Raw genomic sequence first — 14,344 nt, 5'->3', positions numbered from 1 at the left:
CGGACGAGGGTCCGGATCGATTCGCAAGGAAACACGACTTCGCCCGCACGCGCAATGCGCGAAGCGTGAAAACGCGGGCGGCAGGTCACACCGCTCGTTGTGCCGGGTTCACGCTGCGGCGTCTTGCGGAACGTCCACCATCGGCGTCAGGGCAGGATCCAGTGCGACGCGCTCGTCGAAGACGAAGCAGCGGCCGTCGTAACCGTAACCGCCCACCTGTTCGAAGTAACCGAGGATGCCGCCGTCGAGCTGCAGCACGTTGTCCATGCCGTCGGCACGCATCCACAGCGCGGCCTTCTCGCAGCGGATTCCGCCGGTGCAGAAGCTGACCACCGTGGCGTCACGCAGCGATTCGCGGTGCGGCGCCAGCGCGTCCGGCAAATCGGTGAAGTTGTCGATCGGAAGCGTCAGCGCGTTGGTGAAGGTGCCGTAGCCCACCTCCTCGCGATTGCGCGTATCGAGCAATACCACGCGCTTGCCGGCATCGTCGCGCCCCTGCTCCAGCCAGCGCGCCAGTTCGGCAGGCATCACCGCCGGCGCACGGCCCTGCAATGGCGAAGACTGGTCGCGGCGGAAGCTGATGATTTCCTTCTTGACCTTGACCTTCAGCCGTCCGAACGGCTGGGTCGCGCTGTGGCTGAACTTGACTGTCAGGCCAGCGAAACGCGGATCTTCGCGCAGTGCGTCGAGGAAGCCGTGCAGTGCCTGACCGGCACCCGCCAGGAATAGGTTCACGCCCTCCTCCGCCACCAGCACCGTTCCGCGCAGTTCCGCGATTTCGGCGCGCTCGCGCAGTTGCGCGGCCAGCGTCCGCGGGTCGTCGATGGTGGCGAAATGGTAGGCGGCGGCATTGAGGATCATGGCGATATTTTAACCGTCCCCGGCCGCCATCCCGGCAGGCGTGGCCAGACGGTCGGGGGCCGGCGACTCGGCACGCCTCAGCCACAGGGCCATCAGCCCCATCCAGGCCAGGATCAGCAGGATCACGGCCTTCTGGGTGGCCCCGCGTGGCGCCGAGCGCCACAGGGCATGCCCCCACAGCGCCGCGAAACTGACTGCCGCCAGAACGAAGGCCGGCCCGAAGCGGGTCCGCCAGCGCCCGTCTGCGCGGAGCCTCCAGGACAGCAGCAGCATCCCCGTGCTGACGAACAGGAACGCCAGCGGCGCGGCAATCGCATGCACGTAGCCTTCGAAATCGATCGAGGCCAGGTTGCGATTGGTCTCGGCCACGGCGGTGATGGTCAGCGCGATGCCGGCCAGCACGAACAAGGCGCGCGCCACGCCGCTGCGCGCGCCAGGCGCCATTGCACGGTGGTAGCCGATGCCGATCAGGCCCAGCGACATGCTCAGCAGCACGTAGGCGGCCTGGACCCAGCGGCCGTAGGCGTCGACCAGGTAGAAGCTCAGCGGCGTGCGCAGCCAGTCCAGGTCGGCGCGAAGGAACTGCACCGCCGTGCACACGACGGTGAACACGAGCACGCCGGCCAGTGCCGCCGTGCCCATCCGCCTCGCTGTCGCATCACCCTGTGCGGGGAGCATCAGTAGGCCCCCATGTAGTCCTTCTTGCCGACTTCGACGCCGTTGTGGCGCAGCAGCGCGTACGCGGTGCTCACATGGAAGAAGAACTGCGGCAGACCGTACGCTAGCAGGTAGGCCTGGCCATTGAGCTTCTTCTCCTTCGGCGTGCCGGGACGCAGGACGATCTCGCGTTGCTCGCTGCCCTCGAACTTCGCGGCATCCAGGCTGTCGATGAACGCCAGCGTGCGCGCGATGCGCTCGTGCAACTGGGCGATGGTCTGCTCGTTGTCCTCGAACGCCGGCACGTCCACGCCGGCCAGTCGCGCGGGCACGCTCTTGGCGAAGTCGCAGGCGATCTGCACCTGGCGGATGAAGGGGAACATGTCCGGGAACAGCCGCGACTGCAGCAGCGCCGCGGGATCGATATTGCGTGCGGCGATGTGCGCCTCGGCCTTGCCGAGCAGGCTGTCGAGGCTGCCCAGCATCTGCCGCAGTACGGGGACGCAGGCGGTGTACATGGAGATCGTCATGTCGGTTCGTTTGCACGGGGAAGTTCCGCGCATGGTACCGCCGGCGCACCCGTGCCTTCATGACGGCCGGCACGCCATCGCCACGCGGCGATGGCGCACACACCATTGGAGATGGGGCTCAGCGATCCTTCTGGTAGGTCCCCACCAGCTCCGCCTGCGCCACGATGTGGCCCTTCATCGCATCCAGCAGCTTCGCTTTGTCGGGCTTACCGAGGTCCAGCAGTTCGGTGTCGAGCGCGTAGAGCTTGTGGAAATAGCGATGGCGCCCGATCGGCGGACACGGACCGCCATAACCCGTGCGCTTCCAGTCGTTGAGGCCTTCGCGCGTACCGGGCGGCAACTGCGAAGCCGCTACAGCCTCCTCCAAGCCCTTCGCGCTGGCCGGCAGGTTGTACAGCACCCAGTGCACCCAGGTGCGCTGCGGCGCGGCGGGATCGGGCGCGTCGGGATCGTCGACGATCAGGACCAGGCTGCGCGCGCTGTCGGGAACGCCCGACCATTGCAAGGGCGGCGAGGCGTCCTGCCCCTCGCAGGTCTGCCTGGCCGGGATCGAGCCTCCGGCGGTGAACGCGGTGGATGTCAGGGTCAGGCTCACGGCAGGCTCCTTTCCTTCACTGAACGGGCTGACCATGGCCAGCACGAGCGCCGCGAGCCCAGCAGGCCAGATGCGGATCGGGTTCATGGCGCAACTCTCCAACGGACGTTCCGATTCTAGGCAGCAGCGCATCACGTGAATGCGATGGGCGATGTTCGCAGGCCTGCCAAAGCAAGTGCGCCCTCACCCTGCCCTCTCCCGCAAGCGGGAGAGGGAAAAGCAAGCCCGCCAGTCGCTTTCTGAGTCTGCTTTCCTTCCCCCTCTCCCGCTTGCGGGAGAGGGTTGGGGTGAGGGCAGTCAGCCCGAGCGGTCTAACGCTTCTCTGTCACCGCCCGGCGCAGGTTGCGACGCGCCTGCTGGTCCAGCCGCGCATGGAAGAAGTCGCTGAGGTAGATCCGCTCGCGGCCGAGCAGGCCTTTCAGGAAACGGCGACGGTTGATCCTGTACAGCCAGCCCGGCACGTGGCCGCGGTATTCGGCGGCGATGGCGCGGTCATAGGCATCGAACACCGCCGGCTCGGCGCCGAGGATGGCCATGTCGCAGTCGAGGAACAGCGCGGCCTCGGCGTCCACTTCATCCGCGGCGAGGTGGCCATGGCGAGCGGTCAGCTCGATCAGGGCGGCCACGCGATCGGCATCCACTCCATGCTGCCAGCGCGTGATGTGTTCGCGTGCCAGGACGGCCGATTGGGCTTCGTTGTCCTTGCGCCCAGGCTCATAGATCGCGTCGTGGTAGAGCACGGCCAGGTACACCTCGGCCGGCTGGCGCCAGCCCGGCCCGGTCACCACGTCCTCGTAGTGGTGCAGCACGTCCTGCACGTGGCCGAAGTGGTGATAGGCGCGCGCAGGCGTGGAGTACGAAGCCTCGACGGCGGCGAGCTGTTCCGCGGGGATCACGATGGGCGGTGGATGCATCACCTGCGCACTTTACCGCCCAACAGCGTGCGATGGCTCAGGGCGCGGAAGCGCCGAAAGCCGGTATCTGGGCCGGCTCCTGCTCGCAGTCTTCTTCGCGACGCGACGTTTCGGCGATCGGCATGTCCGGCGTGTACGCCCGCACCTGGTTGCGGCCGCCACGCTTGGCCCGATAGAGCATGCGGTCGGCGTGCGAGATCAGCACTTCCAGGCCGAAACCCGACGAGGCCGTGGCACTGACGCCAAAGCTCGCCGTCACGGTGAAGTTGTGCCCGCTGGGCCGCGTGTCGATGCGGGTCAACCGCACGCGGCAATCCTCGGCCAGGCGCGTCGCCGCGGCCAGGTCGCAACCGAGCAGCAGGAACGCGAACTCCTCGCCGCCGAGCCGGCCAAAGCAGTCGATGCCCCGGCAAAAGCTGCGGCAGGCGTCAGCGACCTCGCGCAGCACCCAGTCGCCGGCGGCGTGGCCGTAGGTGTCGTTGATTTCCTTGAAGCGGTCCAGATCGAACATCACCAGCGCAGCCTGTTCGCCGTTTCGCGCGCACTGGGCCAGCGCCTGCTCGGCGCTCTGCGTGAAATGGTGGCGATTGCTGGCGCCGGTCAGCGCGTCGGTCTCGGCGAAGCGGCGCAGCGCCTTCTGCCGGCGGCGGATCCAATAGGCCCAGTACCCCAGGCCGGCGACGACCACCAGCAGCAACAGCACCACCAGCCGCGTGTTCTGTGCGTTCTGCTTCGCCACCCGCTGCTGCAGCTGCAGCACCTGGTTCTGGCGGTTGAGCAGTTCGATCTGCTGGGTCTTCTGCGCGGTTTCCTGGCGCACGAACTGGTAGGCCAGCTCGCGCGTCTTCACGTCGTTGAGGTAGGCCTTGTCGGCCTCGGCGTAGCGCCGGTAGTAATCCAGCGCCGCGGCGGTATCACCGCGGCGGCTGGCGATCTCGTAGAGCGCCTTGAAGGCGGCCACCAGCGGCTGCGAATGCGGCATGGCGGGACCGTGCGAAATCGCGGCGCGTGCGTTGCGCTCGGCCTCGACGAGGCTGCCCTGGGCCAACAACAGTTCGGCCAATAGCGAATGGGCTTCGCCGACCAGCCGCGCATACCGCGTCGACTCGATCTCCGGCATGTGCTGCTGCAACAGGGCGATGGCCTTGCCGCGCTGCCCCTGCGACGCCCACTGCCGGGCCAGGGTTCCGCGCAACAGGTTGGCGATCACGGCTTCGTCTTCGGCCACGCAATGCTGGATCGCATCGCGGAGCATGGCGTCGCTGGCAGGCAGGCGCTTGAGCTGCCACAGGGCCTCGGCGCGGTACTGCCCGGCGAAGCAGCGGGCGCGTCCATGCGGAGGATTGGCGAGGATACGCTCGGCGTAATGCAGGCCGAGCCGGTACTCGCCGATTTCGTTGTACATCACGGCCGCCACGCCCAGGCCGTGGGCACGCAGGTCCGTATCCTCGATTCGATCCACCAGCTCCAGCGTCTGGTCGAGCTGGCGCAGGCCTTCGGTGAACTGACGCGTGACCGCGTAGCCATTGACCATCAGTGCGCCGGCGCGATAGCGGGTTTCGACCGTGGTCGCGTCCCGGGCGAGCTTTTGCAGCGCCGGGATGGCGATGTTGTATCGCCCGAGGTACGACTGCCGGTATGCCTGCAGGTACGCGATCTGGTCGCGCTGCGCCGACGAGGCATTGGGCCTGGCCTCCTCGAGTTCGACCAGCAGCTGCTGGAACTCACCGGGATCCGAGCTGCGCACGGCTTCCGCCCGGCTCAACAATGCCGCGACCGAAGTCGCGGCATTGCCGTTACCCAGCGCAAGGCAGATCCCGGTGAAGATCACCCAGGGCAGCAGCTTGCGCGCGACGAGCATGACGTCTGCTTGCCGGTCAGTTGACCTGTTCCGAATCCGGCGTCGGATCCTGCGAGGGCTCCTCGCCTTCCTGGTCGTCGTCGCGGCGCTGCGGCTCTTCCAGCGGCGCGTACTGGCTCATCATCATCGGCGCGGCACGGCCGCCCAGCAGATCGTTGAGCGACGCCGCATTGCCCTTGAGCAATGCCTGCTTCAGCGCGTCGTCGGCCTGCAGCATCGAAACGCTCGCGGCGAACTGCGCCGCCGACATGGCCGGGTTGCGGCCCATGCTTTCCAGAAAACGAATGACCTCGGACACGTTGCATTTCCCCTTATGCGTGATGTTGCGAAGGTATTACGGCAAATGGATCGGCTCGCCCAGGACGCTCCCACGATCTAGCGCGGCAATTCGGTCCAGCATTGCCTCGTTACGTTGCAGAGGCCGGGCTGGCGGTATCACCAGCGTGGTCTGCAGCCGCAGGTCGGCATCCACTATCGCGGCAAGCGGCATCCCCTCCGTCCGCGGCGACGAGATCGGAAGGGTAGCAGCTTCGTAGGCGATCACGGCATGGTCGAGGGGATAGTCCTCGGCCAGCAGATCGACCAGCAGGCGGCGGTACGCCGGCCCGGTGATGTTCCGGCTGACCGAGCGGTCGCCGGCATGCCCGACCTGCCACAGGATCAGGTAGGCCGAAGGATCGATCCGGCGCCGGTAGAACATGAACTGGCTGGCCTCGTAATGCTGGCAGCCGACGTCGCCCGGATCGATGCCCAGGTCCGCGTACAGGCAGCCCTCGGCCGAGATGCCGGGCTCCATGTGGGCCTGGAAGCCTTCATGCCGGGCCTGGGCAACGGCACGGTGCGGCGCCTGCGCGAACACGCCCGGATGACCGTAGAACACGCCGCAGACGCGCCGTCCGGCTCGGACTTCGGCGAGCAGCGCCTCGACCATCTCGCGATAGGTGTCGTGGCGCGACTTGCCCGCTGCGTAGCAGGACTGAAGGCTGCGCACGTCGCCGTGCATCTGCTGCAGCCACAGCTCGACCACCGGGTCGGACACGGCAGCGAACACGACATCGGCCTGCTCGATATGGCTGCGCGATCGCGGGCTGACGTGGGCTCCGAGCATCATGCCGAGGCCGACGCAGACCAGGCTTCCGGTTTGGGGCATGCAGGCCGCGAATTGAGACGGGAGTCCGGAATCTAGCGGGATATGGATTTCATTTCCATGCACAGGCTCCAGCGGCAGGCGTCCGGCCCTGTCCCATCCTGCGTGCGCGTGGCGCCCAGGCGGCTCGCCACGGCGGCCATCGCGACGTTGCCGGGCGCATGGCGCAGCCACAGCCGTGACGCCAATCCGGTGGCAAAGGCCGCGCGCGCCAGCGCATCCATCGCTTCGACGGCCAGTCCGCGCGCCTGCGCCTCGGGCGCCAGCACGACGCCGATCTCCGGCTCTTCGCGATCCAGCACGAGGCCGACGATGCCCGCGTCACCCCGCCCGTGTTCACGGATGACCCACCAGGGGCGGCGCATCGGCCGCTCCGCCGCCTGGCAGCACGCGATGGCAAAGCTGCGCCGCGCCGTTTCGTGCGGAAGCGGCCCGGCGATATGGCGCATCACCTGAGCATCGCCATACAGCCGGCAGTACAGCGCCTCGTCGCCTTTGCCCACCATCTGAAGCTTCAGGCGCGGCGTGTCGATGAGATCCATCAGCCGGCCTCGCACTCTGCTGCACGCTGCAGCAGCAGTTCGCGCTCGCGGGCATTTCCGGTCAGGCCGGCGGCCTTCTCGAACTCCGCGCGCGCCTCGTCCAGGCGTCCCAGTTTCTTCAGCAGGTCGGCGCGCACACTGGGCAGCAGGTGGTAGTGCTGCAGCGCGGCCTCTTCAACCAGCGCATCGACGATGCGCAACCCCGCCTCGGGGCCGAACAGCATCGACAACGCCACGGCACGGTTGAGCTCGACGATCGGGGACGGCATCACCTGCGCGAGTGCGCCGTACAGGCCGACGATGCGGGCCCAATCGGTCTCGTCGGCGGTACGGGCGCGCGCATGACAGGCGGCGATGGCCGCCTGCAGCGCGTACGGTCCGCGCTCGCCGCCGAGTTTCACGGCGCGCTCCAGCGAAGCGAGTCCCCGGTTGATCAGCAACCGGTCCCAGCGCGCCCGGTCCTGGTCGAGCAACAGGATCGGCTCACCGGTCGGGCCGACCCGCGCCCTCGAGCGCGAGGCCTGGATCTCCATCAATGCGACCAGCCCGTGCACTTCCGGCTCGTTCGGCGCCAGTCCCGCGACCACGCGTCCGAGACGCATCGCCTCCTCGCACAACGACGGACGCAACCAGTCGTCGCCAGCCGTGGCCGAATAGCCCTCGTTGAAGATCAGGTAGATCACGCCCAGCACAGACGCCAGCCGCGCCGCCAGCTCATCGCCGCGCGGCACCTCGAACGGCACGTTGGCGTCCGACAGCGTGCGCTTGGCGCGGACGATGCGCTGGGCCACGGTTGCTTCCGGTACCAGGAAGGCGCGCGCGATCTCGGTCGTGGTCAGGCCGCCGAGCATGCGCAGCGTCAGTGCGACACGCGCCTCCATCGACAGGACCGGATGGCAGGCGGTGAAGACCAGCCGCAGCAGGTCATCGCCGATGGGGTCGTCGAGCGCCTCGAACCGCGCCTCGACCTCGTTCTCGCGGTCGTCCTCGAGTTCGCGCGCGAGTTCCTCGTGCTTGCGCTGCTGCAGCTTGCTGCGGCGCAGCCGGTCGATGGCGCGATGCTTGGCGGTGGCCATCAGCCACGCACCGGGGTTGTCGGGAACGCCGGCCTCGGGCCAGCGTTCCAGCGCGGCGACCAGCGCGTCCTGGGCAAGCTCCTCCGCGAGGCCCACGTCGCGGACCATGCGCGCCAGCCCAGCGATCAGCCGGGCCGATTCGATCCTCCAGACCGCTTCGATGGTGCGATGGATGTCGTGCGCCGTCATGGCCGGCGATGACACCATCGCACCACGCGCGATGCAATAGCGACCGGGCCGCACATGCCCTGCACTGGCGCTCCGCCCTGCATCAATGCTCGGCGACGGCCTTGAGGTCTGCCAGACCGTTCTCGAAGTCTTCGCCGATCATCTCGTCCATGTCGAACACCAGCCCCATCACCTTGGCGATATAGGGACTGGGGCCATGCATGGCCCACGTCACCTCGGTGGCGCCCCCCTTGGGCTGCAGGGTGAACTCGACCTGGTTGTGGCCCTTGAATGGCCGCGCGAACTCCAGCGACAGCGCCACGCGCGACGTCGGCACCGACTCGGTGATGCGCATCTGCCCGGCCCCGATGTTGCGGTCGCCATCCCAGGCGTAGGCGGCACCGGCACCGTTCGGGTTGCCGGAGAACGCGCGCTTCATGCCGGGATCCTTCTTTTCGTAGGGCGACCACGCCTGCCAACGATGGAAATCGTTGATCAGCGCGAACACCCTGTCCGGCGGCGCATGGATCCGGGTGGATCGTTCGACGCGGAAGGTATCCGGCCGGGTGGCCGCGAGCACGAGCACGCCGGCGATCAGCACGGCAAGGACGATCAGAACGGTCTTGAACATGAGGTTCCTTCCTTTGGGTTGAATGTTCACTTGGGGATTCACGCCTTCAGCGCGATCACCATCCACGACACGCCGAAGCGGTCGGCCAGCATGCCGAAGCTCGATGCGAAGAACGTAGGCGACAGCGGCGCGATGAGCTGTCCGCCGTCGGCGAGCGCATCGAACACCCGCTTCGCTTCGGCATCATCCCTGGCCGTGATCGACAGCGAAAAACCGTCGAAGCGCGTCGGTCCACCATGGCCATCGGAGGCCATCACCAGCGTCTCGCCGATGCGGAAAGCGCTGTGCATCACCTTGTCCTCCCAGCCCGGCGGCGTCGGGCAATCCGGGTTCGGCGGCTCCGGGCTTTCCTTGTAGCGCATCAGCATTTCCACCTTCGCGCCAACGGCTTGCCGTAGAACTCGATCGCTTCCTCGCAGCGACCGTTGAAGAACAGGTAGGGCTCGATCCTCATCATCTGTCTCCTTGGGGGTGGTATCAGACGTTGCCGTGCTGATCGGCGATCCGGGCGCGCAGGCGCTCTTCCTGCTCGCGAAGCTCCGGCGTGAACTCGTCGCCGAAGTCTTCGGCTTCGAACACCGGGCGGATCTCGATCTCGCTCTCGATGTCGCCCTCGAACGGGTTCGGGCAACGCTTGACCCATTCGATCGCCTCTTCCATCGAGCTCACCTGCCACATCCAGTAACCGGCAACCAGTTCCTTGGTCTCCGCGAACGGGCCGTCGACCACCGTGCGCTTGCCGCCCGAGAACTTCACGCGGGCGCCCTTCGAACTCGGGTGCAGGCCCTCGCCCGCCAGCATGATGCCGGCCTTCACCAGCTCCTCGTTGAACCGCCCCATGTCGGCCAGCAGCGTCTCGCTCGGCATCTCGCCCGCTTCCGAAGCCGCGGTGGCCTTGACCATCACCATGCAACGCATCGTCTTTCTCCTTTCAAGTCTGGAATCGTGGGTTGTGGATCGAAGGCCGGCCGATATCACCGCGCCTTTGTGATGGCGACGAACCGGGAAACCCGGGATCGACATCACCGCGAAACTTTTTTTCCGGCATCAGCCGGACCGTCGCGCAGGGCCTCGACCTGGATGCGCACGTGGATCCGGCCCATGCCGTCCTGCGTGTAACGGGTCAGCCCGAAGTCCCCGCGATCGAGCTCGCCCTCGGCGTCGGCACCGCAGACTTCGCGGTTGAGGACCGGATGCGGCATGCACTTGAAGCTGCGGATGGACAGCGTCACCGGCCGGGTCACGCCCAGCAGGGTCAACTGTCCGTCCACCGAAACCGGGCGGTCGCCGTTGAAACGGATCGCCCCGCGGTAGGTCATGTCGGGGAATGCGGCCACGTTGAGCCAATCAGCGGTGACGGCGTGTTCGTGCATCGACGCCAGGCCGAAGTCGATGCTGTCCGTTTCCACGCGTACGTCGACCTGACCGGTGCGACCGGCGCGATCGAGCGTGACCGATCCGGTGGTGCGATTGAACTTGCCCCGCCACACCGACAGGCCCATGTGCGACATCTCGAGGCTCGGATAGGTGTGGTCCGGGTCGATCGTGTAGCGGTCGCCGCCCGCCCAGGCGGGGACGGCCGCGAACATGAGCAGGGAGATGACGAGGATGGCGGACTTGCGGGGCATGGCGGGCTCCTTCGGCGCAGGCGGGGCCCGGATTGGGCCCTTTGTCCATGCGACGAACGGGAAGGCGCCGGATCGACACATCGATTCGACATCGGCCGGGAGCCGCCAGGCCTCCCCCCCGCCAGCGCCTCAACCCGCGTGAGACCGCACCCAGTTCGCGTAGGCGTCCACCCAGCCCTGCAGGAACTTCTGGCTGCCCTCGCCGATATGGCCGTCGGCACCGAAGAAGCCTTCCTTGGCCTGCAGGAAGGCCTCGGGCTGCCCCAGTGTCGGCATGTCCAGGTAGGCGAGGACGTTGCGCAGGTGCTGCTGCGCGATCGCGGTGCCGATCGCCCCCACCGAGATGCCGATGACGCCGGCCGGCTTGCCGGCGAATGCGCTTTGTCCGTACGGGCGCGAGGCGTGGTCGATCGCGTTCTTCAGCACGCCGGGAATGGACCGGTTGTATTCGGGCGTAACGAACAGAACGCCCTGCGACTCGCCGATCTCGTGCTTCAGCCGCTTCACCGGCGCGGCCTGGTGGCCGTCATCGTCCTGGTTGTAGAGCGGCAGGTCGCCAATCTCGCAGTGATGGAAGGTGAAATCCCGCGGCGCCAGCCGCACCAGCCCATCGGCCAGTTTCTTGTTGAAGGATTCGCGGCGCAGGCTGCCAACGATCAGGGCGATGCGGAACTGACTCATCTCGATGCTCCCAGGGGGCCTCCGGCAATGGAGGCCCTACTGTTGGAAGCCGGCCGTTACCGCGTCGTGACGGCATCTCGCGCGCACGCAGTGGCGTTCACGCCTTGCGCAGGAAGCAGGTCTTCAGCACCAGCCCCTTGATCTTGTCGGAGTTGCCTTCGATATGCTCGGCGTCGTCTTCGACCAGGCGGATGTTCTTGATCACGGTGCCCTGCTTGAGCGGGATCGAGGAACCCTTCACCTTCAGGTCCTTGATCACCACCACGGTGTCGCCCTCGGCCAGCGCGTTGCCGTTGCTGTCGCGCACGACGACGCCGGATTCCGCCGAGGTGTCGCCGGCCATCGGCCATTCGTAGCCGCAATCCGCGCAGACGTACTGCCCCCCGTCGACATACGTGTTCTCGAGGGTGCACTGCGGGCATGCGGGAGACGTGGGCATTGCGATGACTCAGCGATACGGGGGAGCGTGCATTCTAAGGCAGCGCGGCACGCTTCCCGGCATGCGCAACGCTCAGCCGGAGATCTCGCGCACGGCCTTGACCGCCTTGTCGACTTCCTCAGGGGTGTTGACCAGGCTCGGCGCCAGCCGCGCATAGGTGATCGCATAGGGGCTGGTGCTGGCGATGATGTTACGAGCCAGCAGCTGCTGCACCACCTCGTTCGGCTTCAGACCGTCGACTTCGAACGCCACCAGTCCAGCCGACAGATCGCCCGAGCGCGGCGTATGCATGCGCACTTTCGGATTCTTCGCGAGCCCCTCCTTGAGCTGGTCGTTGAGACTGCGGATCCGCGCGGCCACTTTCGCCTTGCCCATCTGCCGATGCATGCGGAACGCCGCGGCGGCGCCCCACTGGTGCTCGAATGCATGGAAGCCACCCGGTGCCATGCGTGCCGCGTTGTTCGGCGTGGCCGGTTCGCGATCTGCCATCCAGGCCTCGTAGGACTCCATGTCGGTGAAGTTCGGGATCGTCGGCCGCAGTTGCGCCCAGCGCTGCGCGTTCGCCCACACCAGCGCGGTGCCACGCGGCCCGAGCATCCACTTGTGTGTCCCTGCGCAGAAGAAATCGACGCCCATCGTCGCCACGGTCTCGTCGACCGAACCCAGGCCGTGCACGCCATCCAGGATGATCAGCGGCGGCTCGCCGGATGCTCGCAACGCCGCGGTGATCTCGCGCACCGGCAGCCGGATGCCGCTGCTGGAATGCACCCAGGTAAGGCCTATCGCCTTCGTCTTCGGCCCGATCGCCTGGCGCAGGCGCGCGATGATGCTCTCGGTGGTGGCCTGCGCCGCGTCCTCGAACAGCGGCACCTTGCGCATGGTCGCGCCGGCACGCGCGGTGGCGAGCCGGATCGACTCGTGATGCGAGTAGTGGTCGTGCGTCGTGCACAACACCTCGTCGCCGGGCTTGAGCGGCAGGCCGTGATAGACCAGCGCCAGCGACTCGGTGGTGCTGCGGGTCAGGCACACGTCCTGCGCACGGCCGCCCAGGTAGTCGGCGATCTCGGTGGCCACCTTGATCGGCAGGTTGTGCTCGACGTCTTCGAACATCGCCTGCTCGACCGTCAGGAACGGATTGCGATCGATGGCTCGCCGATAGGCTTCGATCGCATCGCGTACCGGCGCCGGATGGCTGGAAATGAAGAAGCTGGCGAAATGCGAATAGGCCGGATCAAGCACGAACTGGGCACGGACCTTGCCCCAGTCGGACAGGTCGGGCATCGCCGGCGTCTCGGAAACCACGGCCGCGAACAGGCCGGCCGGCAGCATGGAGCCCGCCGCCAGTGCGGCTGGCACGGCCAGGAATTCGCGTCGCGTCAGGGACATGGCAGCACCATCTCGCTCGGAGGGATCGCCGCAGCGTACTCGCGTGCACGTGAGCGTGACCCGGGTGCACCCGACGGGAGTAGGCTACCTCCGTGCCATGCCCGCTTCCGGCAGCCCGAACGGGCCCGGACGTCCGCGAATCAGCCGGGTATGGCCGCTGCCTGCACCTGTACCCGGTTTCGCCCGGCCTGCTTGGCCCGGTACAGCGCGGCGTCGGCCTGGCGCACCCAGGCACCGGCGTCCGTCACCGATGCGTCCGCCATCGCGATACCGATGCTGACGGTGAAGCGCAACCCAGGCGCCTCGTCGAATCGCGCCGACTCCAGCGAGCGGCGAATCCGTTCGATCAGCGCCACCGCGTCGGCGGGCTCCAGTTCGACCAGCACGGCGCCGAACTCGTCTCCACCGAAACGCGCGGGCGTGTCGATGCTGCGCAGATTGTCGCGCATCGTGTCCGCGACGCGGCGCAGGACCGCATCACCGGTCGGATGCCCGTACTGGTCGTTGATGCGCTTGAAGTCGTCGATGTCGAGCATCATCAGCGCCGCCGGCCGCTGCGTGCGCAACGCGCGCTCCAGCTCGTGGCGCGCGGTCTCTTCCCAGTTCGCGCGGTTGGACAGGCCAGTCAGGCCGTCGGTGCGATTGATCTGGTCGAGCTGGCGGTTCTGCCGCACCACCTTGCGCGACAGCGCATGGGCGACGGCGCTGATCGCCAGTGGATAGGTGAACATGAAAGGCAGGCTGAGCAGGATGTTGAACATGCTGCTCTCGGGTTTGAACGGAAAGCCCAACAGCGCCGCCGTCACCGCGCAGGTAACGACCTGCAAGGTGGCCGTGCGCCGGAGCAGCCGCCAGCCGCCGACACCGAGTTTGTCCGCCGACAGCATCACCACGATCACCGCGCTCGGCAGCACGTTGAACTGCATCATCGCCACCCAGAAACCGCCGGCAGCCGAATCGAAGGCGAGATTGCGCAGTTCGGCACGATGCGGATCCGCACTGCGGCTTGCGATGAAGTAAGCCACGACCGGCCAGACGAAGCCGTTGGCGAACAGCAGCGCCCACACGGGCCAGGACGCACCGTTCTCATACAGCACGCCCGCCACCGCGATCGCTCCGGCGCCCAGGCCCAGCGTTCGCATGCGATGGATGCGCGCGACCATGCGCAGCGGATCGGACACAGCGCTGTGGTCCGATGCTGCGGTCCCGATCTTCATTCGTTCGACCC

The 14,344-nt window shown here is 67.2% G+C and carries 18 protein-coding genes; all 18 read right to left on the bottom strand.

The features are described 5' to 3' along the window. Positions 1-108: 108 nt before the first annotated feature. The 18 genes from IU514_RS11395 to IU514_RS11310 all read right to left on the bottom strand — a co-directional run bounded on the left by IU514_RS11395 (position 109) and on the right by IU514_RS11310 (position 14,333). Positions 109-861 carry a sulfurtransferase gene (locus IU514_RS11395; protein WP_194931243.1) on the bottom strand — a complete coding sequence of 251 codons (753 nt, stop codon included), beginning with the start codon at positions 859-861 and terminating at the stop codon, positions 109-111. Positions 862-870: 9 nt separating this feature from the next. Then, positions 871-1,539: a DUF998 domain-containing protein gene (locus tag IU514_RS11390; protein ID WP_228760681.1), complete on the bottom strand. Its 669-nt coding sequence runs from the start codon at positions 1,537-1,539 to the stop codon at positions 871-873. After that, complete coding sequence (locus tag IU514_RS11385; RefSeq protein WP_194931242.1) at positions 1,539-2,048, bottom strand: DUF1993 domain-containing protein; 510 nt, start codon at positions 2,046-2,048, stop codon at positions 1,539-1,541. The genes IU514_RS11390 and IU514_RS11385 overlap by 1 nt, the downstream gene beginning before the upstream one ends. A 118-nt stretch (positions 2,049-2,166) precedes the next feature. Then, entirely contained in the window at positions 2,167-2,643 is a 477-nt protein-coding gene (locus tag IU514_RS11380) for a YbhB/YbcL family Raf kinase inhibitor-like protein (RefSeq protein ID WP_194931241.1), read from the bottom strand. Positions 2,644-2,954: 311 nt separating this feature from the next. Then, positions 2,955-3,557 (bottom strand): HD domain-containing protein, encoded by a 603-nt coding sequence (locus tag IU514_RS11375; protein ID WP_194931240.1) that lies wholly within the window; start codon positions 3,555-3,557, stop codon positions 2,955-2,957. Between the two features lie 37 nt (positions 3,558-3,594). After that, the gene (locus IU514_RS11370) at positions 3,595-5,418 is read right to left on the bottom strand and encodes a sensor domain-containing diguanylate cyclase (protein WP_194931239.1); all 1,824 of its coding nucleotides are present in this window, start codon (positions 5,416-5,418) and stop codon (positions 3,595-3,597) included. 16 nt (positions 5,419-5,434) lie between these two features. Continuing rightward, complete coding sequence (locus IU514_RS11365) at positions 5,435-5,716, bottom strand: hypothetical protein (RefSeq protein ID WP_194931238.1); 282 nt, start codon at positions 5,714-5,716, stop codon at positions 5,435-5,437. Positions 5,717-5,752: 36 nt separating this feature from the next. Then, the gene (locus IU514_RS11360; protein WP_194931237.1) at positions 5,753-6,568 is read right to left on the bottom strand and encodes an SAM-dependent methyltransferase; all 816 of its coding nucleotides are present in this window, start codon (positions 6,566-6,568) and stop codon (positions 5,753-5,755) included. A gap of 32 nt (positions 6,569-6,600) precedes the next feature. Next, positions 6,601-7,107: a GNAT family N-acetyltransferase gene (locus IU514_RS11355; protein ID WP_194931236.1), complete on the bottom strand. Its 507-nt coding sequence runs from the start codon at positions 7,105-7,107 to the stop codon at positions 6,601-6,603. Next, on the bottom strand, positions 7,107-8,372 hold the full coding sequence (locus IU514_RS11350; protein WP_194931235.1) for an RNA polymerase sigma factor: 1,266 nt from the start codon (positions 8,370-8,372) through the stop codon (positions 7,107-7,109). Before IU514_RS11350 ends, IU514_RS11355 begins: the two co-directional genes overlap by 1 nt. Before the next feature lie 82 nt (positions 8,373-8,454). Next, positions 8,455-8,982 carry an SRPBCC family protein gene (locus IU514_RS11345; protein ID WP_194931234.1) on the bottom strand — a complete coding sequence of 176 codons (528 nt, stop codon included), beginning with the start codon at positions 8,980-8,982 and terminating at the stop codon, positions 8,455-8,457. A gap of 38 nt (positions 8,983-9,020) precedes the next feature. Further along, positions 9,021-9,350 (bottom strand): VOC family protein, encoded by a 330-nt coding sequence (locus tag IU514_RS11340; protein WP_228760680.1) that lies wholly within the window; start codon positions 9,348-9,350, stop codon positions 9,021-9,023. 109 nt (positions 9,351-9,459) lie between these two features. Continuing rightward, positions 9,460-9,900, bottom strand: a complete 441-nt coding sequence (locus IU514_RS11335) for a YciI family protein (protein WP_194931233.1) — start codon at positions 9,898-9,900, stop codon at positions 9,460-9,462. A 104-nt stretch (positions 9,901-10,004) separates the two neighbouring features. Next, positions 10,005-10,610, bottom strand: a complete 606-nt coding sequence (locus IU514_RS11330; RefSeq protein ID WP_194931232.1) for a YceI family protein — start codon at positions 10,608-10,610, stop codon at positions 10,005-10,007. A 129-nt stretch (positions 10,611-10,739) separates the two neighbouring features. Further along, complete coding sequence (locus tag IU514_RS11325; protein WP_194931231.1) at positions 10,740-11,291, bottom strand: NADPH-dependent FMN reductase; 552 nt, start codon at positions 11,289-11,291, stop codon at positions 10,740-10,742. 97 nt (positions 11,292-11,388) lie between these two features. Then, a complete protein-coding gene (locus tag IU514_RS11320) occupies positions 11,389-11,730 on the bottom strand; it encodes a zinc ribbon domain-containing protein YjdM (protein ID WP_194931230.1) in 342 nt (113 codons plus the stop codon). A gap of 72 nt (positions 11,731-11,802) precedes the next feature. Beyond that, positions 11,803-13,116: an aminotransferase class V-fold PLP-dependent enzyme gene (locus IU514_RS11315; RefSeq protein ID WP_194931229.1), complete on the bottom strand. Its 1,314-nt coding sequence runs from the start codon at positions 13,114-13,116 to the stop codon at positions 11,803-11,805. A gap of 140 nt (positions 13,117-13,256) precedes the next feature. Then, complete coding sequence (locus IU514_RS11310) at positions 13,257-14,333, bottom strand: diguanylate cyclase (RefSeq protein ID WP_194931228.1); 1,077 nt, start codon at positions 14,331-14,333, stop codon at positions 13,257-13,259. Positions 14,334-14,344: the final 11 nt, after the last annotated feature.

It is taken from the genome of Lysobacter niastensis (assembly GCF_015453285.1).
Taxonomy (GTDB): domain Bacteria; phylum Pseudomonadota; class Gammaproteobacteria; order Xanthomonadales; family Xanthomonadaceae; genus Lysobacter_J; species Lysobacter_J niastensis.
This window is presented reverse-complemented; position numbering and strand designations above follow the sequence as displayed.

What these genes read in the sequence shown, in the direction of transcription:
- IU514_RS11320 (WP_194931230.1), bottom strand. Translation starts at nt 11,730, where the DNA reads ATGCCCACGTCTCCCGCATGCCCGCAGTGCACCCTCGAGAACACGTAT.
- IU514_RS11345 (WP_194931234.1), bottom strand. Translation starts at nt 8,982, where the DNA reads ATGTTCAAGACCGTTCTGATCGTCCTTGCCGTGCTGATCGCCGGCGTG.
- IU514_RS11355 (WP_194931236.1), bottom strand. Translation starts at nt 7,107, where the DNA reads ATGGATCTCATCGACACGCCGCGCCTGAAGCTTCAGATGGTGGGCAAA.
- IU514_RS11325 (WP_194931231.1), bottom strand. Translation starts at nt 11,291, where the DNA reads ATGAGTCAGTTCCGCATCGCCCTGATCGTTGGCAGCCTGCGCCGCGAA.
- IU514_RS11375 (WP_194931240.1), bottom strand. Translation starts at nt 3,557, where the DNA reads ATGCATCCACCGCCCATCGTGATCCCCGCGGAACAGCTCGCCGCCGTC.
- IU514_RS11315 (WP_194931229.1), bottom strand. Translation starts at nt 13,116, where the DNA reads ATGTCCCTGACGCGACGCGAATTCCTGGCCGTGCCAGCCGCACTGGCG.
- IU514_RS11310 (WP_194931228.1), bottom strand. Translation starts at nt 14,333, where the DNA reads ATGAAGATCGGGACCGCAGCATCGGACCACAGCGCTGTGTCCGATCCG.
- IU514_RS11385 (WP_194931242.1), bottom strand. Translation starts at nt 2,048, where the DNA reads ATGACGATCTCCATGTACACCGCCTGCGTCCCCGTACTGCGGCAGATG.
- IU514_RS11395 (WP_194931243.1), bottom strand. Translation starts at nt 861, where the DNA reads ATGATCCTCAATGCCGCCGCCTACCATTTCGCCACCATCGACGACCCG.
- IU514_RS11350 (WP_194931235.1), bottom strand. Translation starts at nt 8,372, where the DNA reads ATGACGGCGCACGACATCCATCGCACCATCGAAGCGGTCTGGAGGATC.
- IU514_RS11360 (WP_194931237.1), bottom strand. Translation starts at nt 6,568, where the DNA reads ATGCCCCAAACCGGAAGCCTGGTCTGCGTCGGCCTCGGCATGATGCTC.
- IU514_RS11330 (WP_194931232.1), bottom strand. Translation starts at nt 10,610, where the DNA reads ATGCCCCGCAAGTCCGCCATCCTCGTCATCTCCCTGCTCATGTTCGCG.
- IU514_RS11335 (WP_194931233.1), bottom strand. Translation starts at nt 9,900, where the DNA reads ATGCGTTGCATGGTGATGGTCAAGGCCACCGCGGCTTCGGAAGCGGGC.
- IU514_RS11390 (WP_228760681.1), bottom strand. Translation starts at nt 1,539, where the DNA reads ATGCTCCCCGCACAGGGTGATGCGACAGCGAGGCGGATGGGCACGGCG.
- IU514_RS11340 (WP_228760680.1), bottom strand. Translation starts at nt 9,350, where the DNA reads ATGCTGATGCGCTACAAGGAAAGCCCGGAGCCGCCGAACCCGGATTGC.
- IU514_RS11370 (WP_194931239.1), bottom strand. Translation starts at nt 5,418, where the DNA reads ATGCTCGTCGCGCGCAAGCTGCTGCCCTGGGTGATCTTCACCGGGATC.